Raw genomic sequence first — 26722 nt, forward strand, 5'->3', positions numbered from 1 at the left:
AGCCTATATTCTAAATGCGGATGCTCTAATACTAAATGCGTAAGCCTATATTCTAAATGCGGATGCTCTAACACTAAATGCGTAAGCCTACATTCTAAATGCAGACGCTCTAATACTCATTTTACAGCTTGGCATCTTTAAAGGGGATACCCTTCACCATCCCATACTCCACACTACTCGTACCGAAAACCGCTTTGATATAATTTTTCACGTCCAAAGCCGTATCAACCAAGCCCGTTTCTGGGGAGTATAAACACTTATTTCTGGCAGCTCTGCTAATCGTCCAAGTCGTATTGGCGACCATCACATTGTTGTTGGCATTTTGTAAATCAGTTAAATAAGCTTGTAAAGTACTTACTTTCAGGGCATCTTCATTAGGATTATATACCGAATGTGAACGAATCAATTCTATCAAAGTATAAAAATGCTCTACCAAATACTCATAACTCTGTTGCGAACTAGAAATGCTTTTAGGTTGAGGCGTTTCTCCTTCAACAGCAGTACTTGCACTCTTCTCACTAGACGAAGCCCTTTTCCCTTGAATCTTTCGATTAATGGTTTTAACCTCCGCCACCGCACTGTCTGGCACGCCCGAAACAGAAAAAGCATTTAGAATTTTAGTAGCCAAAGGCTTGATTTGTGCAAATAAATCCCGACGAGTATCAGTGGATTGGATATACACCGTTTCGTTAGTGATACTTTGTTGTAATAAAGTGTTTGCGGTATTGAGTTGACTTTGCAGATTGGGGACTTTCAGGGCATCTTTTGTAGGATTGTAGCCAGCACCAAAGCCAATGCAAAAATTAATCAGGTTTTTGAAATTAGCAATGTTCGTAGCATTGCCAGAATCTTGTGAGGTGTTCATGATATATATATATTGTTTAAGTTAAGAAATACAACCTATAGAAATTGCATTTAACCGCCCCAAGGCGAAAGCGATTAATAAGTAATTGAACGTATTGAGTGGTAGGCTAAAGCATTATACAATAGATATTTGTAGTTGGCTTATACTTTAAAATTAATGAATTGATTTTAGAAAATGGTGTGGAGGAAGAGGAAATCTTTTGTAAAAAATTAAAAATAATTCGTGTCCTAATCCTGAAAGGATTAAATATGAATAACTAAAAGTAAAATGAGGAAGATATATGACCCCAAAGGGGTCGAATGGTGTCGTTTTATTGCTTTTCTATAAATATGTCATTCCTTCGGAATTGTTTGTGGCTTCATTATTTACTATTCTTTAAAAACCTCCACAAAAGTAATATCCTAAATAATAATCACTATTTTAGTAATTCAATTCAACAAATTAATCAACAAAATGAAAATCACTTTTCCTCAAACTAATCCTAAAAATCTATTGATAGGCTTGTTTGTCGGCGCTTTTGCGATTGTCGGCATGGCAAATTCCTTTAATCATTTATCGCCAAGGCATCTATCTTCGGGCGATTCTCTTAAAAAAGACACAACGAAATTTGTTCGTTACAAAGATTTACCGCTTAAAGCTACTCGTAAATTCAAACTCAATACCGACGAAGGTACTTGGCTTTCGTTGGATGTGAGTCCTGATGCTAAAAACATCGTTTTTGATTTGATGGGTGATTTATACTCTATTCCTTTTACTGGCGGAAAAGCGACTAACATTACCAAAGGTTTGGCTTTTGATACGCATCCACGTTATAGCCCAGACGGGAAAAAGTTGATTTTTATTTCAGACCGTAGCGGTTCGGATAATGTTTGGATGATTGATTTCGAGAAAAAAGATACCATCCAAGTAACAAAAGACCGTGACCAAAACTACGAAGCTGCTGAATGGACCTCCGATGGTAATTACATCATTTTTGCCAAAGGTCGCATGAATGTACAAATGTGGATGGTGCATAAAGATGGAGGCGGAGGCGTTCAATTAATTGACCAACCTGCCAATTTAAAAACCATCGACCCTGCTGTAAGCCCTGATGGAAGATACATTTACTTCTCGCAGCGTTCGGGTGCATGGAATTATAATGCCATGATGCCACAGTACCAAATTGGCGTTTACGACCGTGACAATGCGAAACGCACTACCATTACTTCAAGGTACGGTTCCGCATTTTCGCCTACTTTGTCGGGAGATGGCAAATGGTTGGTGTATGGTTCTCGCTTTGAAGAAAAAACTGGTTTGGTATTAAGAAATCTGGAAAGTGGCGATGAAAAATGGTTAGCTTATCCAGTACAAAGAGACGAACAGGAATCAATCGCAACGATGGGCGTTTTGCCTTCAATGTCTTTCACACCCGATAACCAAGCATTGATTGCTTCTTATGGGGGTAAGATTTATAAAATTGCTATCAATGGCGGAAACCCTGTACAGATTCCATTTAGTGTTGATATGGATTTAGAAATGGGACCAAGATTAGAGTTTAAGTACCCAATTTCAGATACTACTCAAACGTTAATTTCACAAATTCGTGATGCTGTTCCTTCGCCAAATGGCAAGCAATTAGCTTTTACTTCTTTGAACCGTTTGTATGTTGCAGATTATCCGAATGGAACGCCACGCAGAATTACTAATCATGAATTTACCGAAGCAAATCCTATTTGGTCGAACGATGGAACGCAGATAGCTTTCATTACTTGGACAGCCGAAGGTGGTCATCTTTATAAAGTAAATACCAGCGGAACGCCAAACGTACAGAAGCTAACGTCAGTGCCAGCTTTGTATTCGCAACCCGTTTTCTCGCAGAAAGATGATAAAATCGTTTTCATTCGTAGCAAAATGCGTACTTTCAAAGAATCCGTTGGTCCAGTTGCCAATAGTTCAGAAGATGAAATTTGTTGGATTGATGCCAAAGGCGGAGCAATCACGGTGATTGACAAAGCACAAGGCAGAAGTACGCCTCATTTCGTAAAAAATAGTGATAGAATCTATTTAAGCGGAGGTGATGGTTCTTTGCAGTCGATTAAATGGGATGGAACAGATGAAAAAGTTCATGCAAAAATTACGGGAATCACTACTTATGGCATGAGTATCGAAGGTGAAGATTATGTGCATAATTGTATGTTGGGAGAAAAAATGGCGGAGGCAATGGAAGTAAACAGAGCTTCAAATGCTTCGCAAGTATTGATGTCGCCCGATGGAGATAAAGCTTTGGCACAAATCAACAATGATATTTATGTAATGACGATTCCTAAAACAGGAAAAACCGTTAATATTTCTGTTTCAGACCCAAGTTCAGCACAGTTTCCTGCACAAAAATTAACTGAAATAGGAGGAGAGTTTCCCGCTTGGTCGAGCGATGCGAAGAAAGTACATTGGTCATTAGGTCGCTTTCATTTTGTATATGATTTAGACAAATCAAAAGCTTTTGAAGACAGTGTAAAAACGGCTAAAAAAGTACAAGAAAAAGCAAAAGCAGATTCGTTGAACAAAGTAAAAACCGATACTTTGAAAATTAAAGTAGCTATAAAAGCCAATGCAGATTCAGCCACGAAAAAAGTAGCCGTTAAAAAAGCGGATACTTATAAGCCAGAAGAAACCGAGATTAAACTGTACTTCACCAAAGATATTCCGACTGGAAATGTATTGTTGAAAGGCGGAAGAATCATCACGATGAATGGCAATGAAGTGATAGAAAACGGGGATATTTTGATTGAAAACAACCGAATAAAAGCGGTCGGGAAAAGTGGAAGTCTGAAAGGCGTTGGTAATGCCAAAGTAATCGATGTAAAAGGTAAAACCATCACACCGGGTTTTGTGGATACGCATTCGCACATGTGGCCACAATGGGGCATTCAGAAAAATCAAGTATGGATTTATGCTACGAATTTAGCTTATGGCGTTACGACTACTCGTGACCCACAAACGGCTACTACCGACGTACTTACTTATAGCGATATGGTGGATGCAGGTAAAATGGCTGGACCAAGAATCTATTCAACGGGACCGGGTGTTGGTTTCTGGTCATACAATATCAAGGATTCAACAGGGGCAATCAATGCTTTGAAGCAATACAGCAAATATTACAATACCAAGTACATCAAAATGTATTTGACGGGCAATCGTCAAACTCGCCAGTGGATTATCAAAGCGGCAAAAGACCAAAAACTAATGCCAACTACCGAAGGCGGTTTGAACTATAAATTGAACATGACCAATATGTTGGATGGTTATCCCGGACACGAACACGCTATTCCTGTTTATCCATTGTATAACGATGTGGTGAAATCTATCGCTTACTCTAAAATGGCAGTAACACCTACTTTCTTGGTAGCTTATGGCGGTCCTTTTGCTGAGATTTTCTACTTTGAAACAGAGAATCCGTATCACGACAAAAAGATGCAATACTTTATGCCTTATGAAGAATTAGCAGAAAAAACTCGTAGAGTAACAGGTTGGTTCTTGCCAGAAGAACACGTTTTCCAGAAACACGCCAAGTCGATGAAATCAATGGTAGAAAATGGTTCATTGGCAGGTATCGGTAGTCACGGAGAATTCCAAGGGTTGGGTTATCATTGGGAATTATGGTCGATGCAAAGCGGAGGCATGAAAAACCATGATGCCTTGAAAACATCAACCATTCTTGGAGCAACCGCTTTAGGTTTAGATAAAGATTTAGGAAGTATCGAAAAAGGAAAATTAGCCGATTTATTAATTATGGATAAAAATCCTTTAGAAAACATTCGCAATTCAAATACTTTGAAAATGGTAATGAAAAACGGCAGAATCTATGATGCCAATACTTTAAATGAAGTATATCCAAGCCAAAATAAACTAATTAGAAGCGAATGGGAATTTGAAAAACCTGCGGAGAATACGGGAGTTAAGGAGTAAGTATAAGTAATAAAATCCCTCATAGCGATATGGGGGATTTTTGTTTTTATTGAGATTGATAGAAACACGTTTTTTAATTTAAAGTTAGCCATCAAACCTAGGGTTTACCCTAAGTTTTCTTGTTTAAAGAAGGTGTAAATTTGTTGAATTAGTTCTTTAAAAATGGAATCTCAACGGAAATGTTGAGCATTCTAATTGAGGCTAAAGATTACAAACATATTATGCTTGATTTGATTGAAACGAATAGTAAACTAGAGCCAAAGAATTTTATTTTTTGGCTCTATTCATTTCACCATTCTACTGAAAATTCATCAATCATGATATTGGCATATAAAAAAATGATAATTTTATCAGTATATTTTGCAATTTTTACCTTATTGTTTGTGTCTATGAGACCCCTTGAGTTAAATGAATGTTTTCAGAGGTATTCATTTCAATTTTATCAATTCAATTAATTCATTTTGGCAATTAAACCCTTGCATAGCGATGATTTATTACTTTGGCAGACCTTCAAAAAAGGAGACAAGAAAGCTTTTGCCAAAATTTATCAGCTATATGCCAAGCCTCTGTTAAACTATGGAATTACTCTCAGAATTTCTCCTAATTTATCAGTAGTAGAAGACTGCATTCAAGATATTTTTTTAGAGCTTTGGCAAAGCAAGGAGAACCTTGCAGATACAGATTCTATTAAATTTTACTTGTTTCGTTCGCTCAAAAATAAATTGATGCGCACGATGAAGTACAATTTTACTAAAAATGCTGATGAAATAGAACATAATTTGGAAGCACTGTTTGAATCGTCTTTTGAAGGACTTTTAATTGAGGAAGAAAATCAGAAAGAGCAATTAGAAAGACTTGAAAAAGCTTTCGGACAATTATCGCAACGCCAGCGAGAAGTAATCAATTTAAAATATTATCATCAATTCTCGAATGCGCAAATCGCTGAAATGATGGAGCTGAATTATGCCTCAGTGGGCAATCTTATTCAAAAAGCCTTATACTCTTTGCGCCAATCCATTCATTTTCCTTCACATTTTTTACTCTTTATTATTAATTTTTTGATTTGATAAATCACTGATTTATTTGTACTTAGCTATTTTGTGAAAATTAAATGTAAAAATTTACACATTTAATAGGATATATTTTTGTTGTCTGTGTCATTCTATAATTAATTCCCCTATAAACAATGAACTACTCTGATTTCGATATTATAGATTTTGTAAAAGACGATTTTTTTTGTCGATGGGTACAAAATCCAGATGAACAAACTGAAAGGTTTTGGCAAGGTTTTCTACAAGAGAATCCTGATAAAGAAGTATTGATTTTAAAGGCAAAATCAATGGTGAAAAGCTTGGCTTCTATTCAAAATACGGCTGTTGATGAAGAGGCATCGGTAGCAAAAATTTGGCAAGGAGTAGAATCTGAGATGACAGAGAAGACAAACTATTGGGGGCGTTATATTTGGCAATTGGCAGCATCTATTACTGTATTAATTGGTTTAGGTTGGTGGATGAATTATCAAAAAGAGGCTGAAAAAACATTTGACATTCCACAATTATCAGCTAAAAGTTCGGAGGTAGAATTTATTGAAAAAGAAAATACTTCAAACGAACCAATGAGTGTTTTTTTGATGGATGGAAGTGAAATCGTTCTTGAAAAAAAATCAAAGATTCGTTATCCAAAAGTTTTTGAAGCAGATAAAAGAGAAGTGTTTTTGGTAGGAGAAGCTTTTTTTGAAGTAACAAAAAACCCAAAAAGACCTTTTCTAATTTATACCAAAAAATTAATTACAAAAGTATTGGGTACAAGTTTTACGATTAAGGCAAATCCAGAAACAGAAGAAGAAAGAGTAGTCGTAAAAACAGGACGAGTTTCGGTGGTTTCACAGTTAGAATCTAATACAATTGAAAAAGGCGTTCATTTTTCTGAGGCAAATGGCATCGTGGTTACGCCAAACCAAGAGGCTATTTACTTATCATCCAACGCCAAATTGATGAAGAGGATAGTTCCTACACCAACAATACTTTCATCTACACTACAAAAGCAAGAATTTATCTACAAAAATGCTTCTTTGGCTAAAGTCTTTACAGATTTAGAAAAGGCTTATGGCATTAAAATAATTTATGATGAAAACCTTTTTGAAGAATGCACGATTAATGGAAATCTGTCGGATGCAACCATGTTTGATAAACTGAACAGTATTGCCAAAATTACTGGAATAAATTATCAAGTAGTTGATGCACAGATTATTGTGTCTGGTAAAGGTTGTGAATAATTGTTTGATTATTAATGATTTTTATAAATACTCTAACTCAAAAAATATCTCAATTATGAAAAAACGCATTACCAATTCCTCCTGAAAAAAAGAAAAGCCGATAAATGTTCTCAGCATTTATCGACTTGATACCATTCCCTTTCAGACGCAAATCAAACACTTCCTTAGGAAGAAGTGTTAGGGAATATTTTTGCCAATTTTTTCCAAAAAAACAAAAACAGTACAATTTATGAAAAAAAATCTATTAACGTTAGCAACGTTGCTATCCATTATGAAAATTTCAGCTGGACAGATATTAATTGCGATAATCTTCACTACGTTGTCGTATGCGAGTGAAGTAAGTGGGCAAGATATACTGCAACAAAAGATAACTGTACGTATCGAAGAAAAAGGTTTATCTGAAGCTCTTTCTGAGCTTGAGAATGCTGCGAAAATCAACTTTTTCTATAGTCCAAAAAAAATTAGTGCTAAACGAAAAATTAGCATTGTGGCGAAGAATCGTGAATTAAGAGATGTCTTAAAAGAACTATTTACTCCACTAAGCATCAGTTACGAAATTCAGGGCGAACGTATTCTTTTGAAGAAAAGTAATGTCAGCATCGAAAAAAACGACCAAAGTCTTGCACCTCAATTAGAGATTCAAGAACAAAATATAACGGGAACCGTAACCGATGAAAAAGGAGAGCCTTTAGTAGGAGTAAGCATTACGATAAAAGGAACGACCAAAGGAGGAGTAACGGATGATAAGGGCAAATTTAATATTAGCGTACCTGATGATAATAGCATTCTGGTTTTCTCATTTATAGGATATAAAAAACGAGAAGTATTAGTAGGGAAGATTGCTGATATGAAAGTCCAATTGGTGGTAGAGCAACTCAATTTGGATGAAGTTGTAGTGGTAGGATATGGTACTCAGAAAAAAGTAAATTTAACAGGCTCTGTCTCAACAGTATCATCAAAGGAAATTGCAGATAGGCCTATCACGCAATCATCACAAGCTTTAGCAGGCTTAGCCACTGGCGTTTCAGTGTCGCAGGGTTCTGGGCAGCCGGGTAATAATGGTGCTAGTATTACTATAAGAGGGATAGGGTCGTATGGTGCAGGTGGTGGTCCTTTAATTTTGGTCGATGGTTTAGCAACTTCTATTAATGATGTTGACCCAAATAATATTAAGAGTATTTCTGTTTTGAAAGATGCCGCTTCGGCTGCAATGTATGGTAGTAGAGCCGCCAACGGAGTAATATTGATTGAAACAAAGCGAGGAGAAAATGGAAAAATGCAGGTTAGTTACAATAGCTATGCTGGCTGGCAAAAACCTACTCAACTTCCTGATTTTGTTGAATCGTGGGAGTTTGCTAAACTTAGAAATGAAGCAAATTTGAATGCAGGTGCTGGATTGTCTTACACTGATGCTGAAATTGAAAAATTTAGAAATGGGTCGGATCCAGATAATTATCCGAATGTCCCACACCTTAAAAATCTACTAACTTCTGGTAATGGTTTTCAGAGCAACCATAGCTTAAGTTTTATGGGTGGAAATGATAAAAATCATTATATACTATCGTTAGGGTATCTTCAACAAGATGGTATAGTGGCTAAAAATGGTTATTCAAAGTATAATTTTCTATTAAATACCGATAGCAAAATTAAAGATAACCTTACTTTAAGAGTAAGCCTATCAGGATATACTTCTGAAAATCATTCGCCTAGACACTACGAAGGAGGAATGAACCACATGATTAATTTTGCAGTGCGTGAAGCACCAATTTTTGCTGGAAAGAAATCTGATGGAACCTATGGGTATCAGGACAATTTCAGCCCTGAGGCTTGGATGTCTAGTGAATCTTTTTACAAAGGTACCAACAAATATTTTTTAGGTAGTACAGAAATTGCGTGGGAGCTATTCAAAGGTTTTACTTTGAGTGGTAAGGTTGGTTATAATTATTGGAGTTACTATAACAAAGATTATGCTTCAGATTTTGTATTCAATGCTTTCAAGACGGTTGGCCCTAATAATTTAAGTATATCAACTGGACAAGGAGAACAATTGACACTACAATCGCTTGCTACTTATACAACGCAAATTAACAAGCATTCCATCACAGTATTAGGAGGTGTTTCTGAGGAACAATATGACGATTTAGGTATGTCGGCTTATCGCAAAGATTTTCCAACCAATACTTTATATGAATTAAATGCAGGTTCGGCGACAGGGATGAGAAATTCTGGTTCAGCCTCAGCTTGGTCGATGCGTTCTTTTTTTAGTAGGGTTAATTATATCTATCATGACCGATATTTATTTGAAGCAAATATTCGCTCAGATGCTACATCTCGTTTTCCAGAAAAGGGTAGATGGGGTTATTTCCCTTCATTTTCGGCAGGCTGGATAATTTCTGAAGAAAACTTTTTGAAAAATGTACTTTGGCTAGACAATCTAAAGGTAAGAGCAAGTTGGGGTAAATTAGGTAACCAGAATGTAGGGGCATACCCTTATCAAAATATTGTTTCTCTTGGGCAGAACTATTCTATTGGCGGAGTATTGGCTTCTGGTGCTGCCAGTAGCAGACTTAGTAATTCAGATATTACTTGGGAAAACACCACCACAACCGATATTGGCATAGAAGCAAGCTTATGGAAAGGAAAGTTAGATTTTACCTTAGGAGTTTTTAAAAAGCAGACTTCTGGAGTACTTTATAGTATTGCAAGTTCAGCTACTTTAGGACTTAGTACTTCTCCAGTTAACATTGGAGGGGTGGAGAATACTGGTTTTGAAGCAAGTCTAAATTACCGAACAACCATTGGTAAATTCAAACTAGGAGTATCGCCAAACTTTACAATTGTTAATAACAAAGTGACTGAATTAGCCAATGGTCTTCAGCAAAATGTAGGTGCTAATCTATTTGTAGGACAGTCTCTAGGAGTAACATACGGTTATATTGCCGACGGGTTATTTAAAGATGCTAATGATGTGGCTACTTATCCTAAACAACCCTATTCAGCAGAACCTGGTTTTATAAGGTTTAAAGATATTAGTGGCCCCGACGGTGTGCCTGATGGTAAGGTAGATGCTACTTACGATAGAACTTTTATCGGTAATACTGTTCCTAAATATAATTTTGGGCTTACCATTACAGCCAATTATAAAGGATTCGATTTGTCAGTATTAATTCAAGGACTTGCTGGATGGAAAAAGCAGATGAATAACTATCAAGCGTTTGCTTTCTTTAACGGTGGGCAAATTCAGAGATGGCAAGTAGAAAACCGTTGGACTACAGAAAATCCCAATTCAAATGCTCTCTATCCAAAATTAACAAGCTTAAACGAGGGTAGTGGTATTATTCAATCATCTACTTACTGGAACAGAGATGCAAGTTTTGCAAGACTCAAAAACCTACAGCTAGGTTATACTTTTAGTAATAGATTAATAGAACAAATGAAGATAAGTAGGCTCAGGGTATATTTTAGTGGACAAAACCTCCTTTCAATTAATTCATATTACCAAGGTTGGGATCCTGAAATGGCGCAAAATGGTGGATTTTATCCGCTCACAAGTGTTTATACCTTTGGTGTAAATGTATCATTCTAAATTATTCTGACATATTTTTTACTAAACAATTGAAAGACATGAAATTCAATAATATATATACAACATTGCCACCTTTCAAAATTGGATTGCTCCTTTTACTATTCTTTTCCATTTCGGCTTGTAAGAATGATTATTTTGATAAACAGCCACTTGATTCAATTTCGGATGGAACCTTCTGGAAAACAGAAAAAGATGCCAATCTGGCATTAGTTGGATGTTACAATATTGGAGCAGGATGGTCAGGAGAAGATTTTTGGAATGCTCGTGCGGTGCTTAATCTTGACTTTATGGCTGGGCTAGGTTCTGAAAAAGAGCTAATTCCAGATCATGTTACCGATGGTACATTGAATGCTTCTTATTGGTTAACAGCCAGTATTTGGTCTAATACGTATAATAAAATTGCTAGATGTAATAATTTTTTAGATCATATAGATGCAATACCTATTGATCAAACTAAAAAGAATATAATAAAATCTGAAGTACGTACTTTAAGGGCATATTCTTTATTTAATCTAGCATTGTACTTTGGCGACATCCCTTTGCCTAAACATTTACTGACGTTGGCCGAAGCTAATTCAATTACTAGAACTTCGAAAACAGAAGTATGGACATTTGTTGAAAATGAATTAAAGGAAAGTGCTTCAATGTTGCCAGCTACTCGTCCTAGTAGCGAAATGGGACGTATTACTGCGGGAGCTGCCTTAGCGATTCTGGGTAGAGTACAAATGGCAGAAAAGAAATGGAGTGATGCAGCGGCAACCTACAAAAAGATATTGGATAGTGGTGTTTATTCGATAGAACAGGGAGGTTTTAAAAAGTTATTTATTCAAACAGGAGAGAGTAGTAATGAGATTATTTTGGCTTCTCAGTATCACGAGGATACTTATGGACACGTAATGTTACAATATCTTTATCCTGAAAGTTATGGAGGATGGCATCAGTTCTCTCCTTATAACGAATTAGTACAATCTTATGAATGTATTGATGGTAAAACGGTTGAGGAGTCTCCATTGTATAATCCGAATTCTCCATACACTAATCGTGATCCTAGGCTTGATCAAACGATAATGATATCCGACCGCACAATATTTAAAGGGGTAATGTATGTTTCAAGACCAGGAACTAATTCACCTGATAGAATGAGCCGATACAATTGGAGTGGCTATTGTATTAATAAATACATGGACTCTACCTTTGCAGGAAATTTGATGAACTATGGCGGTAACTTCACGTTGATTCGCTATGCTGAGGTACTTTTAAGTTATCTTGAATCAAAAGTAGAAGCTGGAGATGCTATTGATCAAACATTGTTAGATGCAACCATCAATAAGGTTAGGGGTAGAGCTACTGTTAATATGCCTCCAGTAACCGTTACAGGAGCTACTTTATTGAGACCGATAATAAGAAGAGAACGTAAAGTAGAATTGGCATTTGAGGGTATTCATTATTACGATATACTGAGATGGGGCACTGCTGCAACCGAACTAAACCGACAGTTTACAGGAATGAAGCTTACCAATTCGCCAGGTACTTATAAAGATTATCCGGTAGATGCTCAGGGCTTTTTATTGTATCAAAAGAGGGCTTTCATTGCAGGGAAAAATGAATTATGGCCAATTCCTCAATCTGAAAGAGATATTAATAAAAACTTAACTCAAAACCCTGGATATTGATATATTTGAAAAGAGAATGTAAGAGTAACGGGTTATTTTAAAGTGAATAAAGAGGTCAAAAGTTAGCTTTTGACCTCTTTGTTTTTACAGCCATCGAATCTCAAAGCTTGAAAGAATAACTTCACATTAATTAAACAAGTAGTAATATATTTTGAAAATTAACGACTATACATTTTATATAATTAACTTGTCGTTTTATTCATTTTAAAAAACAGTTGCCATGCGATTGTTCGCATCATTAAGCAGAACTATAATTATGACGTTAAACAAAATATTACTCTTTAGCTTTTTGATGATTGTTACGGCTTGCCACGGACAAGAAAAGAATAGCTCGCTTAAAGTGTCATTTACTTCCAAACCAAGCCCAACAGTAATCAAAAACTTTAAATCAGTGGGAGTAGCTCCTGATTTTGACACTACTTTAGTGAGCCAATACATCCGAAGTATTTTTGAGGACTCCAAAGGGAATTTATGGTTTGGTACTCTTGGCGAAGGCGTAGTGAGGTACGACAAAACAACTTTAACCTATTTTGCTAATCCTGATGGTTTTGAAAGCAAGTCTGTTTTTTCCATTAATGAAGATAAAAAGGGCAATATGTGGTTTGGCACCGACCAAGGAGTATATAAGTATGATTCCAAATTGGCAGTAGATAAAAGGTTTAGAAATTATACTCAAAAAGATGGGCTAAATCATATCGACATCAGTCGAAAAAGTATTCTTGTTGATAAATCGGGGACGGTTTGGGTAGGTACACACGGTGGAGTTTATCAGTATAATCCATTAGCTGATAGTTTGGGTAATCAATGTTTCTCGTTATTTCCTTTGCTTCCGCCTATCAATGTTGCGGGCATTATGGAGGACAAGGATGGAAATATTTGGTTTGCTTCATCTAATAAAGGTGTGTTTCGTTACGATGGCAAAACGATTGTCAATTTCAACGAAAAAGAAGGTTTGGGCGAGAACTATGCAGGAGGTATCGCACAAGACAAATTGGGTAATATGTGGTTTACCATGAAAAATGGTATCTGTAAATTTGACGGCAAAACTTTCACCGAATACACGCCCAAAGATGGTTTAGTCGGTACAGAGTTTTGGGGGATAATTATAGAAGATTCGGGTATTATATGGATTACAGCAAGAGGTAGCACTACCAGATTTGACCCATCTATTCCGCTGCCAAATCCCAAAGCATTTAAGGTATTTACCCCTACCGACGGGCTAAATTGTTGTGTACAAAGTATGTTTCAAGATAAATCAGGAAATATGTGGTGGGGTGCAGGAAGCGGACTTTTTAGGTTCAACGGCACGCAATTTTATCAAGTGAAGCAGAATGGTCCTTGGTAGGATTGATAAAATGGGAGATGTAATATAATCGTTAGTAAAATTAATAGGCATCTTGTTAGATAGGATTGTCATAAATTAAAAACTGTAATTAAGATTATTTTAAAATCATTGAACTTATTCGAATTCTTAATATTTTAAATAAGTACAGCATTTGAGGTGAAAAAATAATTTGTTCGTTTAGATGGTAGAAATTTAATATTTAAATAATTCAAGATTTACGATAAAACTTTCTTATACAAGCGATTTGGCGACGAGTATTTAAGAAAAACAAAACCAAATGGACACTTACAATTTAACTAAAGTTGACAACTATGACAGAAAGAGAGAAAATTATTGAAAATTATATTGAGGGCTATAATCAATTTGACGTAAACAAAATGATTATAGCTTTTGCCGACAAAATGGTTTTTGAAAATATTCAAAATGGAGAAATAAATATGACTTTAAATGGACTTACTCAATTTAGAGAACAGGCTGAACAAGCTAAAGCTTATTTTTCCCAAAGGAAACAAACAATAAAGTCATTTAAGCATACAGTCATAACAACAGAAATAGAAATTGATTATGATGCTATTCTTGGAATGGACTTCCCAAATGGAATGAAAAAAGGTCAACACCTAAATTTGACAGGCAAATCTATTTTTGAATTTGAGGGAAATAAGATTATTAAATTGGTAGATATAAGCTGAGAAATGTAACTGATAATGGAAAATTATCAATCCCTTGCTGTTTCAAATCCGCAAGATTTCACTCAAATAAAATACAAACCATACAAATCTCCCCAGAAAGCAAGGTACAAAGCTGTAACTTGCTTTTTTAGTTTAAACAATCCTAATAAATATGATAAAGTTTAGCCGTGTGCTTGCCGTACTCTTGTTGTCGAATCAATTATTGTTGGCACAGTCGAATGATGATATTTCTTCGTTGAATCTTGTCCAAAAAGGGGCTTCCTTGGTGCAAGTATCTAAGCAATTTACTTTTACAGAAGGCCCAGCGGTGGATAAAAAAGGAAATATTTTCTTTACCGACCAACCCAATGATAAAATCTGGAAATACAGTGCGGATGGCAAACTGAGCCTTTTTATGGATAAAACGGGTCGTTCAAATGGATTGTATGTGGATAAAAAAGGAAGAATAATCGCTTGTGCGGATGAAAAAAATGAGCTTTGGGCAATTGATAAAGGGAAAGTTTCAGTTTTGTTAGATAATATCAAAGGACTAAAAGCCAATGGTCCCAATGATTTATGGATTGACCCTAAAGGTGGAATTTACTTCACCGACCCATATTATCAGCGTGATTATTGGACAAGAAAAAAGCCTGAAATCGACAAACAAAATGTGTATTATTTAGCCAAAGGTTCAAAAGAAGTAACCCTTGTGGACGGCGACCTCAAACAGCCTAACGGTATTGTGGGTACGTCGGATGGAAAGTATTTATTTGTAGCCGATATTCGTGATAGCAAAACGTACAGATACGAAATTCAAGCAGATGGAACTTTGGCAAATCGTCAGCTTTTTGCGCCGATGGGTTCAGATGGAATGACTTTGGATAATCAAGGGAATTTATATTTAACGGGCAGAGGCGTGACGATTTATAATAAAGAAGGCGTAAAATTGGGCAATATTCCTGTGCCATCTAATTGGGTAGGAAATATTTGTTTTGGAGGGAAAGACCGCAAAACTTTGTTCATTACAGCTTCCGAATCCATTTATACTTTGCAGATGCAAGTAAAAGGAGTGGAATAATTAACAGCATTCTTAAATTTGAAAGGCGTATTGGATGTTAAAATTCATTACGCTTTTTATTTTTATTCTGATACAACATCTGCAAAAAGGTTCAACCCCTACAGACCCCCCAAGATTCTTTTATAAAATCCAGTATAAAAATTATCTTAGATTCTTTTGTCAATAAATCTAATTTTATAATAAAACGATGAAACAAAAGTTTTTAAGTATTTTCTTTATTATCAGTATTTTATCTTTTTCAACTTTCGCTCAGAAAGAAAAATGGACAAATTTATTTGATGGAAAAACCCTAAAAGGATTCAAACAATTAGGCGGAAAAGCTAAGTATAGCGTAAGAAATGGTGAAATTGTAGGAACTACTGTAAAGGATACTCCTAATTCATTTTTAGCTACTGAAAAAGATTACGGTGATTTTATTTTGGAACTTGAGCTAAATGTAGCTGATGGCATGAACTCAGGTATTCAATTCAGAAGTCTTTCAAGTCCAGATTATCAAAATGGTAGAGTACATGGTTATCAAGCAGAAGTAGATCCTTCAGAACGTGCTTGGTCTGGTGGTATTTATGACGAAGCTCGCCGTGATTGGTTGTATATTCCAAACATTAATCCAGAAGCAAAAAAGGCTTTCAAATTACATGGACAATGGAATAAGTATCGTATCGAAGCGATTGGAAATGTAATTCGTACTTGGGTAAACGATGTGCCTGTTTCAAATTTAGTAGATGATGTGACTGCCAAAGGATTTATTGCTTTGCAAGTACACTCTATCTATGCTAATATGACAGAAGGCATGGAAATTCGTTGGAGAAATATTAAAATCCAAACAGAAAATCTAACTCCTCGTCCGACAGACAATACGCCTGTCATCAATTTAACCTTGAATACTTTATCTGCACAAGAAAAAGCACAAGGCGTAAAATTATTATTCAACGGTAAAGATTTTACAGGTTGGAGAGGCGTTCACCAAGATGCAATGCCAACAATTCACTGGAAAGTAGTGGATGGAACAATTAATGTAAGTCCATCTGATGGTTCTGAAACAGGAAACGATATTGTAAGTACCGAACAGTACGGGGCATTTGAATTAACTTTTGAGTTTAAATTGACAGAAGGTGCAAACTCTGGCGTTAAATACTTTGTGAATGAAGCCTTTGATTCGAATGGAAAATCTGGGATTGGTTTAGAGTATCAAGTATTAGATGATGAACGTCATCCAGATGCAAAAATGGGTTCTATCGGTAACCGTACCATGAGCAGTTTATATGATTTAATTCCTTCGTATAAATTAGACAAACGTTTCCAACGCAAAATTGGCGAATGGAATCAAGCAAGAGTAATTGTGTATCCAAACAACATCGTTCAACACTGGTTGAATGGCTTTAAAGTAGTTGAATATGAACGTAACAGTAACATTTTCAAAGCTTTAGTAGCAAGAAGTAAATATGAAAAATACAATGGTTTCGGTGCGGGCGAAAAAGGAAATATCTTAATCCAAGACCACGGTAATAATGTTTCGTTTAAAAATATCAAGATTAAAACGTTGTGATTTTTTGTGATTAGTGATTGGTAATTAGATTTTTAATTCTTGTAAAACATTAAACAAATCACCAATCACTATTTACTAATCACCCATCACTTAAAATTAAATTCATTTACAAATAAACTATGGAAAGAAGAGAATTTATCCAAAAAACAACCTTTGCTTCATTAGGAGCATTGACATTTAGTGCTAAATCTTACGCTAAAATTATCGGTGCAAACGACCGTGTAAGAGTAGGTTGTGTAGGTTTTTCTGACCGTCACAGAGCTTCTCATGTGGGTCCATTCAAGGCTTTACAAAAAGAAATGAACTTTGAAATGACAGCTCTTTCTGATTTATGGAATCGTCGTAGAGAAGAAGGAAAAGCATTTTTAGATAAGCAATTGGGAAGTGATGTAAAAGTATTTAGAAATAACGAAGAGCTTTACGATTCTAAAATGGTAGATGCTGTGTTTATTTCAACAGCAGATTTCCAACATGCTTTGCATACTATTGAAGCCGTAAAAGCTGGTTGTGATACTTATACTGAGAAACCATTGGCAGAAACAATGGAAGATGCTCGTGCAGTATTGAAAGCGGTTAAAAATTCAAAGCAAATTGTTCAAATTGGTTCGCAACGTAGAAGTGGTGAAAATTACTTTGCTGCTGAAGATTTTATCAAATCTGGTAAATTTGGTCCTATTGTAATGGTAGAATTGATGTGGAACGTAAACCAACCAGAACGTTGGAGAAGACCTGAATTGGTGAAAAACTTAAAAGAAACCGATGTAGATTGGAAACGTTATTTGATGAATCGTCCTTACGAAGCATTCGATCCACGTAAATACTTAGAATATCGTTTATTCTGGCCATATTCTTCAGGAATTCCGGGACAATGGATGTCTCACCAAATTGATACAGTTCACTGGTTTACTGGTTTGCCACACCCAAGAAGCGTAGTAGCTAATGGAGGAATTTATCAGTGGAAAGATGGTCGTTCAAATGCAGATACTTTAACAGTTGTATTTGATTACGGTCCATTAGATGATCCTAAATCAGGCTTCCAAGTACAATTTACTTCTCGTTTCTCAAACTCAGCAGGTGAAACAAAAGAATTGTATTACTCAAATGGTGGTATGATTAACTTAGATACTAACGAAATTTCTTCAACAGGAGGTTTAACAGAAGGTCATGCCAAAACAATGGGCTTGAAAGCTAATTTGTTAGCGCCAATGAAGCTTGAAGGACAAAAAGTAGCTTCAGATGCAAACACTGGTGGAGATCCATTGACGTTCAGTCACATTAAAAACTGGATGGAATGTGTACGTTCACGTAAGCAAAGCCATGCACCAATTGAAGCTGGTTACTCGCATTCAATTGCAACAATCATGTCGAACGCTGCTTACAGAACAGGCTTGAAAGTTACTTTCGATGAGAAAACACAAGAAGTATTAGCAGGAGGAAAAGTATTCAAATACTAGTTGTTAATATCATTGTTGAATATAAAAGCCTACCAGAGCATTGTTTCTGGTAGGCTTTTTAGTTTTTACTTCTTGAGTAAATTGCTTAAAGAGACAATCAACTCTTTTATTCAGATGCGACTTAAGTCGCACCCTAATGAAAATTAAAGATTAAATTTTAATTTTCCTTCCCACAAATCTAATCACAGAACCTTGTCCATTATGAAATACTCCTTCGTTTAATTCAATTACCGTTTCTACTAATTCAATGATTTCATAGTTCTTAAAATCAGCTTGTATTTCTTCAATAGAGAATAGCATCGCTAATTCTTTCGGTCCACCGACTTTTTCATTTTTAGCGATATAATCAAGATGATTTTTACTAAAGGCTTCAAAAATAATAATTCCACCTTTGCGCAAATACTTATCCAATGTTTGATGAATTGATGATTTAATTTTGGCAGGAAAATGTGCATAAATCAAGGCAATGACATCAAATTGTGCTGCTTGAAAATTCAAAGTTTGCAATTCCCCAACCTGATAATCAATACTTACTTGATTCGCTTCTGCCAATCGCAAGGCTTTGTTTTTTCCTTCAATACTAATATCAAATGCTGAAACATTCCAACCCATTTTTGCCGCAAAAACTGCATTTCTTCCTTCGCCTTCTGCTGGAAAAAGGATAGAACCTACGCTTAGTTTTTCTAATTGTTCTTTTAAATAATTATTAGGTTGCTCGCCATAAGCAAACTCATTTTTACTGTATCTATCATTCCATCTGTCTGTCCAAGATGCGTCCATATTTTGCGTGGTTTTGTTTCTGTTCAATCAAAATTATTGATTATTTTACATCATTCCTATATTGTATCAGACCAGTAAGAAGCCAGCCACTTTCCTCATCCCATCTATCAGCTTGTTCATCCCAAATAAAATCTATTTCTTTAACTTTCTGGTAAATTGCTTTCCGAATTACAGTTCAAGTAATGCTATCTAATCTATTTAAGATGAATCATTTAAAGAAAGGAGAATTTTACGGGCAGACTAATCAAACTATTCATCTGAATGGTCTTACTTTGACGGATACCGTTTATACACAACCAAAGGTCGATTGGCACTATCATGAACACGCTTATTTTACTTTTATCCTTGAAGGTTTAGTAATCGAGGGCAACAAAAAAGAGGTTTATCATTGTCCTGCTGGTACTTTATTGTTTCATCATTGGCAAGATGCTCATTATAATATTAAACCCGACGGCTTTACCAGAGGTTTTCATGTAGAAATAGAAAAGCCTTGGTTTGATGATTTGTTCTTAAAGGCTGATGATATACAGGGCAACATAAACCTTTTAAACCCTGCCCTCAAACTTTTGATGTATAAGGTTTTTACAGAAACCAAGATACAAGACCAAACTTCATCTTTATCCATCCAAGGAGTATTGCTTAATATGCTGTCGCAAATGGCAGAAGGTGATAAATCTGTGGGGGATAAGAATCCTTCTTGGGTAGCTAAAATCAATGAGATTCTGAACGACCAGTTTACTGATAATCTGACATTGGGTTTTCTATCCGAAACCCTAAGTATTCATCCTGTACATCTTTCCAGAGATTTCTCTAAATACTTTAATTGTAGTTTTGGGGAATATATCCGAAAGTTAAAAGTTGAGAAATCGCTCTCGCTACTTTCAGACAAAAGGAAACTTCTGACAGACATCGCTTTTGAATGTGGTTTTGCCGACCAGAGTCATTTTATACGCTGTTTTAAACAGATAAATGGCATGAGTCCTTCTAACTATCGAAAAATACTTTTTCATTAATGCTTCAACGTTAATTCTGTTCTATTTTAGGTAAACAGTTCAGCATAACTTCGCATCTGAAATAACTCATTATTATGAAACAGATTTTAATCATACTTTTCAGTGTATTAATGTCGCTGAAAACTGTTGGGCAAATAAAAGATATTATTACGCCCGAAATCATTACCAATCCACTCCACCAAGCCAACATAGGTAGAATTACTTTTATGGCTAGCAACATTCCTCTGAATGTTTACAAGAAGGAGGATTTTCTCAGCACTTTTGAATTATCTAGAAAATCCAGCCTAAATATTAGGGTGTTTATGGGGAATTCGGTTACTAATTATCTTCATCAATTAGCACCAGAACTACCACTTGAAGAACTCGTAAAAAGTGGAAATCTACAATTTTCATTCTTTATTGACGGAAGTCTTATATACCAAGAAAATATCCATCATGGCTGCAATTTTGGAGCTAGTGTGAATAAAAATACTGCAACAACCTTTAGAGTTCCGCTAACAAGTACAACTGGTGAAGACTGGTGGGCAATGTATTTATGGGATAGATTTAAAGTAAATGGAGGGGAAAAAGCCCTAACAGAAGGTAAACATCAACTAAAAATAGAACTTAAACCTTATGTAAAACTGGTTGATAATGATCTAAGAGTAGGAGAGATGATTGCACAAGGAGAGGTAGAATTACTGATAAAAGCTCCTGTAATTACCAAAGAACAAATAGCCATACAAACCATCGCTCCAAATAGTGGTTGGGAAGTATCAAAGGCTAAATACAATACTAAGAAAATAGAAGCATTGAATACGGCTATTGCTAAATATGAGCTAAAGGATATTACGAGCATTGTGGTTATCAAAGACAATCAATTATTGTTGGAGGAATATTTTAACGATGCCAATAGAAATACTCTTCATGACCCACGGTCGGCAGGAAAATCATTTACTTCTACCGTGATGGGGATTGCCATCAAAGATGGTTATATCAAAAACGAAGACCAACCTTTGAAGAGTTTTTATGATTTGAAAAAGTATGCTAATTATGATGAAAGCAAAGATAAGGTTACCTTAAAAAATTTACTTACCATGAGTTCCGCCTTTGAAGGTTCAGATGCCAATAGCGAATCACAAGGGAATGAAGAGAATATGTATCCAACCGATAATTGGGTAAAATTTACTTTAGATTTACCGATGGACAATCACAAAAAGAATGGTGCTCAGTGGGATTATTTTACCGCAGGCGTAGTATTGATGGGCGATATTTTGAATAAGTCCGTACCAGAAAATTTAGAAAAGTACACCGATAAAAAACTATTTAAGCCCTTAAATATCACAAAATATCAGTGGCAATATACTCCACAAAAGGTGGTTAACACGGCAGGAAGCCTCCAGATGAGAGCGATAGACTATGCAAAATATGCACAGCTATATAAAAACAAGGGCAAATGGAAGGGCAAACAAATTATTCCGACTGATTGGGTTGCCAAAACATTGACCAAACAAATACAGATTTCTGAAAGGGATAATCAGTATTATGGCTATTTGTTTTGGAACAAAACCTATAATATTAAAGGCAAAAACTATGAGGCATTTTACTGTGCGGGGAATGGCGGTAATCAATTTTTAATCTTTAAAGATTTACCCTTAGTAATCATCATAACGGGCAAGGCTTATAATAAACCTTATGCACATCCACAAGTAGATAAAATAGTGAAGGAATATCTTTTGCCAGCGGTGTTGTAGTAATTATTTTGTTGGATAACTCACCAATGGGGAAATATTAAAGCTTTTTCCTGACAAAATGTGTTTGTACCAAATTGCCTAAAAAGATTTGAGAAGATTGTACTTCAAAAGCTAAGGGTTGAGTTAATTCTCCAAAGAGAGCAAAACCCCCGCCAAGTAAAAGAGGAAAAGTCGTAATTATCATTTCATCTATCAAATCTTCTTTCAAGAATTGTTGAATGGTTTTTCCGCCATCTATGTATAAGCGATTGTAACCCTTTTGGTGTATTTGTGAAAGAATTTCAGGCAATGTTCCTTTCACAAGAAAAGCTTTGCCTTGATGACTTTCAGGAATTTCGTTGAGCGTATTACTCAATACAAAAACAGGCTTTTGGTAAGGCCATTCGCAATCAAAACCACAGACAGTTTCAAAAGTAATGCGACCCATCACAAGGGCATCCATGCGATTTAGAAAAGCATAATAACCCATATCATCACCATCAGGATTAGGGATTGAATCTAACCAAGCGATGCCACCATTTTTGTCGGCAATATAACCATCAAGACTTTGAGCGATATATACAGCGTTTTGTGTTTGCATTGATTTAGAAAGTTAATTACGTTCTTTGCAAAAATACCTATAAGTTAGAACGCTTACAAGTGTTTTAATAGTTGATAGCTTTTGCTTGCTGTTCCAAGTCTCCAGATTTGGAACAGCGAGGGAACCTAAACTATATCTTTCAGTTCGGAATAACCTCAACTATTAATCTTGAAGGTTCAACTTTTGAGTAGGCATATCTTGTTTTCCAAATTGGATTTTTTCCAAGGCCTTGAACTGTCGAGTTACTTTGAATATTGTCACCAGTTTCAAAGACATAATAAGCAAGATTTTGTAAAGCTCCTGCTACTTCGCCAGGATTGTAACCTTTAAATCTACACTCAAAGTCAGGAATTCCAAAAGCGTGAAGTCCAACAGTATCCATAAGTGTTTCATCATTTGAAACATTGAACAATCTAATATTCATTATACCGTGAAGAAATGAACTTTGTTCTGAGTCACAGGCTTCTAAAAAGTCCGTTGGTTCAAGTAATTTGTCACTGTTGCGAAAATAAATTACCGTTGGATTCGTCGCACGTACAACTGCACAAATGAATTTTTGGAAATATTCAAGTCGTGCTTGATGTGGCAATGTCCTTGACATTAAATCGGTCAAATTTATTTCAAAATTGCACGATTCCATAGCAATTTTAGAATTGTCCCAATGCCAAGATTGTTGAAATGCTTTTTCAAATCTCTCCAAATTAGGTTTTTGGTCAATTTGGATAATTGCTCCTTGTGCAGGAATAGAAGCATCACCCATTTCTATCATATACTCTGGAAAGAAAAATGTAAACGATGAATCCTCTTCTGCTGAATTTACTACTTTGAATCTTGATTTCAGTTCTTTCAAAATTTGTTTTTTGTCAATCGTTGGTTTATGCTCGAAGAAAAGGCTTACAAATTGAAGTTCAGGTTGATTAGGAATAATTTCCGATTGTTGTTGTGGTGAGTCTTGTGATTTTTTTTTGAAAATGTCAAATAGTCCCATAAGTAAAAATAGAAGTTTATAATTGTTTAAATTGTTCTGTAAAATTGGAACAGCGAAGATGCTAGTTATCCACAACACCATTATGATGTATAACAACTTTCTGAATTCTTTTATGAATCCACCATGCACCCAATGGTAGAATGAGAATCATAAAAAAGGTAATAATTGATTTAATATTCACTTTTTTATTTTGTTCCAATGTTGACAAATAAATTGTTAGTATAAGAGCTAAATAAATGTAACATATCAAATTAAAATAACCCAAAAGAATTAGGTTAAACCCAAATGCACTACGTAAACTTATGGCAATCACTAACCATATCAATGCTAAATTATATGATAGTTTGATTTTAATATTTCTGTCTGAAACAGTAGATAGATGTCGAAATGCAAAATAAAACCAACTAAAAAGAAACATCGCCCAAATCCAAAAAGCAAACTTACTGTTATTATATTGTTTGGGTAAAATCATGTCAGTCCATACAGTGAAAAATAGAAGAAAAACGATAGTTTTATGGCTTGTCTGTAAAAAGAATTTCATTTATCAAATTGTTTATTTTAACTGATAGAAGTCGTATTGTAGGTGCAAGTAAATAAAAAATCCGAAGGATTTGAATGTTTATAGATAGAGAAGAAGTTTTAGCAACAATTGTTTGACTCCGAAGGAGTCGTATTTTCCACTTTATTATTTCCTATAAACATTGAATCCTTTCAGGATTTTGAGCCAGAGCTTTTTTGTATTTAGGTTATTACTGTGTTGTGCAGCCTGAGACTGTATTTTATTATTGATTTTAGGTACAAGTGACGCTTCGTTTGACACTTGCACCAGTGCGGGCAAGTAAATAAAAAATCCGAAGGATTTGAATGTTTATAGATAGAGAAGAAGTTTTAGCAACAATTGTTTGACTCCGAAGGAGTCGTATTCTCCACTTTACCATTTCTATAAACATTGAATCCTTTCAAGATTTTGAGCCAGAGCTGTTACTGGTGCAAGTGTTAAGCGAAGCGTCACTTGTACCCATAATAATTTCAGTTTAAAACTGAAACAAAATATTTTCGATACAAATAAAATAGTATTTCCCTTTTATCCTCTTTACAAACTGAGGTAATTTTAGGTACAAGTGACGCTTCGCTTGACACTTGCACCAGTGGGGACTGCATTTTATTTATTGTTCTAAGTTATTAAACTTTGAACAGCGAGTGGTAAAATTTTATGCTCCTAAAGCTGCTGTTAATTTGTCTTGCAAGTCTTCTATTGTTGTCCACTCTGCGCAATTTGCTGGTAATGGTGAAGCATAGTCAATGAGTGCTTTTAATAGTGTTTCAACAATATTGAATTTTTCTTCGTTTGTTTCTAATGTATTTAATGCGTTATATGGTTTTTCCTCATCTGCGATTTCCCCGAAGTATGCTTCTTCAAAATTTGGCAATGATGCTAAAAGTCGTGTTTCTGTCCCTGCTGGCTTTAAATTGATTGTAGATAATATATTCGGATTATTGCCCCACGCAGGATTAGCCATTTCCTTGCCCTTTTTGGTTGTTATTCTTGGAATGTCGCTGTCGTGAAGAATAGCATAGTTAGAGCCAAAATGATTTAAAACTTTTATTAAAGAAACAATGGTAGCTTTTCCTCTTGCTCGTATAATATGTATGTCTTTATACACTTCTGGCTTTTTCTTTTTTATGTAATTGAAAGCTGTGTATTCTGTGTCACCTTCAACAACAATTACTTTGCCTCCAAAGAAAAACTCTGCTACGTAAGGGTCACAAATATTTAGAAGTTTTAAATTGCTTTTGTCATCAGGGTCAAGCATGACCTTATCAGGTCTGAATACTGTTGTACCTTTTATTTCTCCATTTGCAATTTTTTCGACTTTTATAATTGTTGTATTATCTCGTGAAAAGTCAATAAAAATTGGGGAATGGGTTGTAACCATCACTTGCCAATTTGAAGTATTTGGCAATTCGTATAATACTTTACAAGCTTCACGAATTGCATTTGGATGCAAACAAATTTCAGGCTCGTCAATTAATAACAAATGTGGTCTAACTGTTGAAGTTACTTTATTTTTTTGGCTGTTTTCCGAAATGAACTTAATTGCTGTCCATAGTAATGTTCTTCTTGCTCCACTACCTTGTCTATCAACAGTACTTAGAAAACCGTCTGCTGGACCCATTAATAATTGCCCATCAGTTTTAAATAGATTTATCGTTTTGTCTAAATCATCTTCGGGTTTTGCGTCAAATGCAATTTTGTAATTTGGAAATACTTTTTCAATCGATTGAGTTAATTCTAAATTAACGGCATCAATTTGTTCCTGTGCTTCTAAAACAATTTTCTTTTGAAGTTCTTTAACTTTATTTAAAAGCTTTCTATAATCATTTTCTTCTTGTCCTTCAACAGGACCTTCAGTTTTTAAGTTTTTTACTCTTTCAGTAAGAGCTTGCATTAATAAATCTCTAATTGCTTTGGCTTGGTCTTCGGGTGATGCAAAAGCGTCAACTCTATGTGGCTCTGGTCTTCTTGAGTTTGCAACATTAGGTGCACCCCATGGAACATTTACACTCCACGAGCCTGCTTCAGCATCCCAACCTTCTCGTTTGGGTTTCCCTTCTCCATTCCAAATCCATCTTTCTTTTACAAGCATTTCGCCATTTGGTAAAGTTTGTATCCATTTTTCACCTGGGCTATTATCATAAACTATTGTATGCAATTCAATTTCAGGTAAATTGTCGTTATCTATTTCATTGTTTGGAAAGTCTTCAAGTTTTAAATCGGCTTTGCTCGAACCTTGCGACATTGCTAATTCGTATGCTTTCAATATTGAACTCTTACCAACATTATTTGCTCCAACCAAAACAACAATGTCATTAAGGTCTATTTCAACTGGTGTCGAGCCAATGCAACGATAGTTCCTAATAATAAGTTTTGTAAGTCTTGGTTTTTGGATTTCAGGATTGTCTGAAACTAATGTAGCTTCCGCTTCAACTTTTTTTGCTTTTGCCATATTTGCATAATGGTTGTGATGTGTCGTGATTTATTGCGGTCAACTCGCTTATATGCGAAAGTTTTGTAGTACTTTTTGTATTATTACTAATTTTAAACCCCAATCTACCAATTCCAAAAACCAATCAAAAACACTCCCTCCACGAATTCCATAAAACTTATTATACGGTAAGTTTTCTTGGTATA

General features: G+C 35.3%; 17 protein-coding genes. 12 read left to right on the top strand and 5 right to left on the bottom strand.

All coding sequences use genetic code 11. The features are described from left to right. Positions 1-121 precede the first annotated feature (121 nt). Entirely contained in the window at positions 122-865 is a 744-nt protein-coding gene (locus ABID42_RS20490; RefSeq protein WP_367285249.1) for a hypothetical protein, read from the bottom strand. Between the two features lie 453 nt (positions 866-1318). Here ABID42_RS20490 and ABID42_RS20495 point away from each other — a divergent pair, with 453 nt between their 5' ends. From ABID42_RS20495 to ABID42_RS20540, 10 genes are all read left to right on the top strand, one after another. Then, positions 1319-4810: an amidohydrolase family protein gene (locus ABID42_RS20495; RefSeq protein WP_367285250.1), complete on the top strand. Its 3492-nt coding sequence runs from the start codon at positions 1319-1321 to the stop codon at positions 4808-4810. Between the two features lie 461 nt (positions 4811-5271). Next, positions 5272-5877, top strand: a complete 606-nt coding sequence (locus tag ABID42_RS20500) for an RNA polymerase sigma factor (protein ID WP_367285251.1) — start codon at positions 5272-5274, stop codon at positions 5875-5877. 119 nt (positions 5878-5996) lie between these two features. Next, positions 5997-7085, top strand: coding sequence for a FecR family protein (locus ABID42_RS20505; RefSeq protein ID WP_367285252.1), 1089 nt, complete (start codon positions 5997-5999; stop codon positions 7083-7085). Positions 7086-7314: 229 nt separating this feature from the next. Further along, the gene (locus tag ABID42_RS20510; RefSeq protein WP_367285253.1) at positions 7315-10671 is read left to right on the top strand and encodes a TonB-dependent receptor; all 3357 of its coding nucleotides are present in this window, start codon (positions 7315-7317) and stop codon (positions 10669-10671) included. Positions 10672-10709: 38 nt separating this feature from the next. Further along, positions 10710-12344: a RagB/SusD family nutrient uptake outer membrane protein gene (locus ABID42_RS20515; RefSeq protein ID WP_367285254.1), complete on the top strand. Its 1635-nt coding sequence runs from the start codon at positions 10710-10712 to the stop codon at positions 12342-12344. A 256-nt stretch (positions 12345-12600) separates the two neighbouring features. Continuing rightward, positions 12601-13689, top strand: coding sequence for a ligand-binding sensor domain-containing protein (locus ABID42_RS20520; RefSeq protein WP_367285255.1), 1089 nt, complete (start codon positions 12601-12603; stop codon positions 13687-13689). 311 nt (positions 13690-14000) lie between these two features. Further along, the gene (locus tag ABID42_RS20525) at positions 14001-14378 is read left to right on the top strand and encodes a nuclear transport factor 2-like protein (RefSeq protein ID WP_367285256.1); all 378 of its coding nucleotides are present in this window, start codon (positions 14001-14003) and stop codon (positions 14376-14378) included. Positions 14379-14529: 151 nt separating this feature from the next. Next, a complete protein-coding gene (locus tag ABID42_RS20530) occupies positions 14530-15435 on the top strand; it encodes an SMP-30/gluconolactonase/LRE family protein (protein ID WP_367285257.1) in 906 nt (301 codons plus the stop codon). A gap of 187 nt (positions 15436-15622) precedes the next feature. Continuing rightward, on the top strand, positions 15623-16981 hold the full coding sequence (locus ABID42_RS20535) for a 3-keto-disaccharide hydrolase (protein ID WP_367285258.1): 1359 nt from the start codon (positions 15623-15625) through the stop codon (positions 16979-16981). Positions 16982-17100: 119 nt separating this feature from the next. Then, a complete protein-coding gene (locus ABID42_RS20540; protein ID WP_367285259.1) occupies positions 17101-18435 on the top strand; it encodes a Gfo/Idh/MocA family protein in 1335 nt (444 codons plus the stop codon). 150 nt (positions 18436-18585) lie between these two features. Here the strand turns inward: ABID42_RS20540 and ABID42_RS20545 are convergent, their stop codons facing one another. Beyond that, positions 18586-19215, bottom strand: a complete 630-nt coding sequence (locus ABID42_RS20545) for a class I SAM-dependent methyltransferase (protein WP_367285260.1) — start codon at positions 19213-19215, stop codon at positions 18586-18588. Positions 19216-19418: 203 nt separating this feature from the next. Between ABID42_RS20545 and ABID42_RS20550 the strand changes: the two genes are divergently transcribed. Further along, entirely contained in the window at positions 19419-20228 is an 810-nt protein-coding gene (locus ABID42_RS20550) for a helix-turn-helix domain-containing protein (protein WP_367285261.1), read from the top strand. A gap of 74 nt (positions 20229-20302) precedes the next feature. Beyond that, complete coding sequence (locus ABID42_RS20555) at positions 20303-21961, top strand: serine hydrolase domain-containing protein (protein ID WP_367285262.1); 1659 nt, start codon at positions 20303-20305, stop codon at positions 21959-21961. 37 nt (positions 21962-21998) lie between these two features. Here the strand turns inward: ABID42_RS20555 and ABID42_RS20560 are convergent, their stop codons facing one another. The 3 genes from ABID42_RS20560 to ABID42_RS20570 all read right to left on the bottom strand — a co-directional run bounded on the left by ABID42_RS20560 (position 21999) and on the right by ABID42_RS20570 (position 26537). Then, a complete protein-coding gene (locus ABID42_RS20560) occupies positions 21999-22541 on the bottom strand; it encodes a dihydrofolate reductase family protein (RefSeq protein ID WP_367285263.1) in 543 nt (180 codons plus the stop codon). 139 nt (positions 22542-22680) lie between these two features. Beyond that, a complete protein-coding gene (locus tag ABID42_RS20565) occupies positions 22681-23529 on the bottom strand; it encodes a DUF4261 domain-containing protein (protein ID WP_367285264.1) in 849 nt (282 codons plus the stop codon). 1211 nt (positions 23530-24740) lie between these two features. Then, entirely contained in the window at positions 24741-26537 is a 1797-nt protein-coding gene (locus ABID42_RS20570) for an ATP-dependent nuclease (protein WP_367285265.1), read from the bottom strand. Between the last annotated feature and the right edge of the window lie 185 nt (positions 26538-26722).

This window comes from Arcicella rosea, assembly GCF_040543805.1.
GTDB lineage: Bacteria > Bacteroidota > Bacteroidia > Cytophagales > Spirosomataceae > Arcicella > Arcicella rosea.

Excerpts from the sequence above, each read along its gene's own strand:
- ABID42_RS20490 (WP_367285249.1), bottom strand. The coding sequence starts at position 865 with ATGAACACCTCACAAGATTCTGGCAATGCTACGAACATTGCTAATTTC.
- ABID42_RS20495 (WP_367285250.1), top strand. The coding sequence starts at position 1,319 with ATGAAAATCACTTTTCCTCAAACTAATCCTAAAAATCTATTGATAGGC.
- ABID42_RS20505 (WP_367285252.1), top strand. The coding sequence starts at position 5,997 with ATGAACTACTCTGATTTCGATATTATAGATTTTGTAAAAGACGATTTT.
- ABID42_RS20510 (WP_367285253.1), top strand. The coding sequence starts at position 7,315 with ATGAAAAAAAATCTATTAACGTTAGCAACGTTGCTATCCATTATGAAA.
- ABID42_RS20515 (WP_367285254.1), top strand. The coding sequence starts at position 10,710 with ATGAAATTCAATAATATATATACAACATTGCCACCTTTCAAAATTGGA.
- ABID42_RS20520 (WP_367285255.1), top strand. The coding sequence starts at position 12,601 with ATGACGTTAAACAAAATATTACTCTTTAGCTTTTTGATGATTGTTACG.
- ABID42_RS20525 (WP_367285256.1), top strand. The coding sequence starts at position 14,001 with ATGACAGAAAGAGAGAAAATTATTGAAAATTATATTGAGGGCTATAAT.
- ABID42_RS20530 (WP_367285257.1), top strand. The coding sequence starts at position 14,530 with ATGATAAAGTTTAGCCGTGTGCTTGCCGTACTCTTGTTGTCGAATCAA.
- ABID42_RS20535 (WP_367285258.1), top strand. The coding sequence starts at position 15,623 with ATGAAACAAAAGTTTTTAAGTATTTTCTTTATTATCAGTATTTTATCT.
- ABID42_RS20540 (WP_367285259.1), top strand. The coding sequence starts at position 17,101 with ATGGAAAGAAGAGAATTTATCCAAAAAACAACCTTTGCTTCATTAGGA.
- ABID42_RS20545 (WP_367285260.1), bottom strand. The coding sequence starts at position 19,215 with ATGGACGCATCTTGGACAGACAGATGGAATGATAGATACAGTAAAAAT.
- ABID42_RS20550 (WP_367285261.1), top strand. The coding sequence starts at position 19,419 with ATGAATCATTTAAAGAAAGGAGAATTTTACGGGCAGACTAATCAAACT.
- ABID42_RS20555 (WP_367285262.1), top strand. The coding sequence starts at position 20,303 with ATGAAACAGATTTTAATCATACTTTTCAGTGTATTAATGTCGCTGAAA.
- ABID42_RS20560 (WP_367285263.1), bottom strand. The coding sequence starts at position 22,541 with ATGCAAACACAAAACGCTGTATATATCGCTCAAAGTCTTGATGGTTAT.
- ABID42_RS20565 (WP_367285264.1), bottom strand. The coding sequence starts at position 23,529 with ATGGGACTATTTGACATTTTCAAAAAAAAATCACAAGACTCACCACAA.
- ABID42_RS20570 (WP_367285265.1), bottom strand. The coding sequence starts at position 26,537 with ATGGCAAAAGCAAAAAAAGTTGAAGCGGAAGCTACATTAGTTTCAGAC.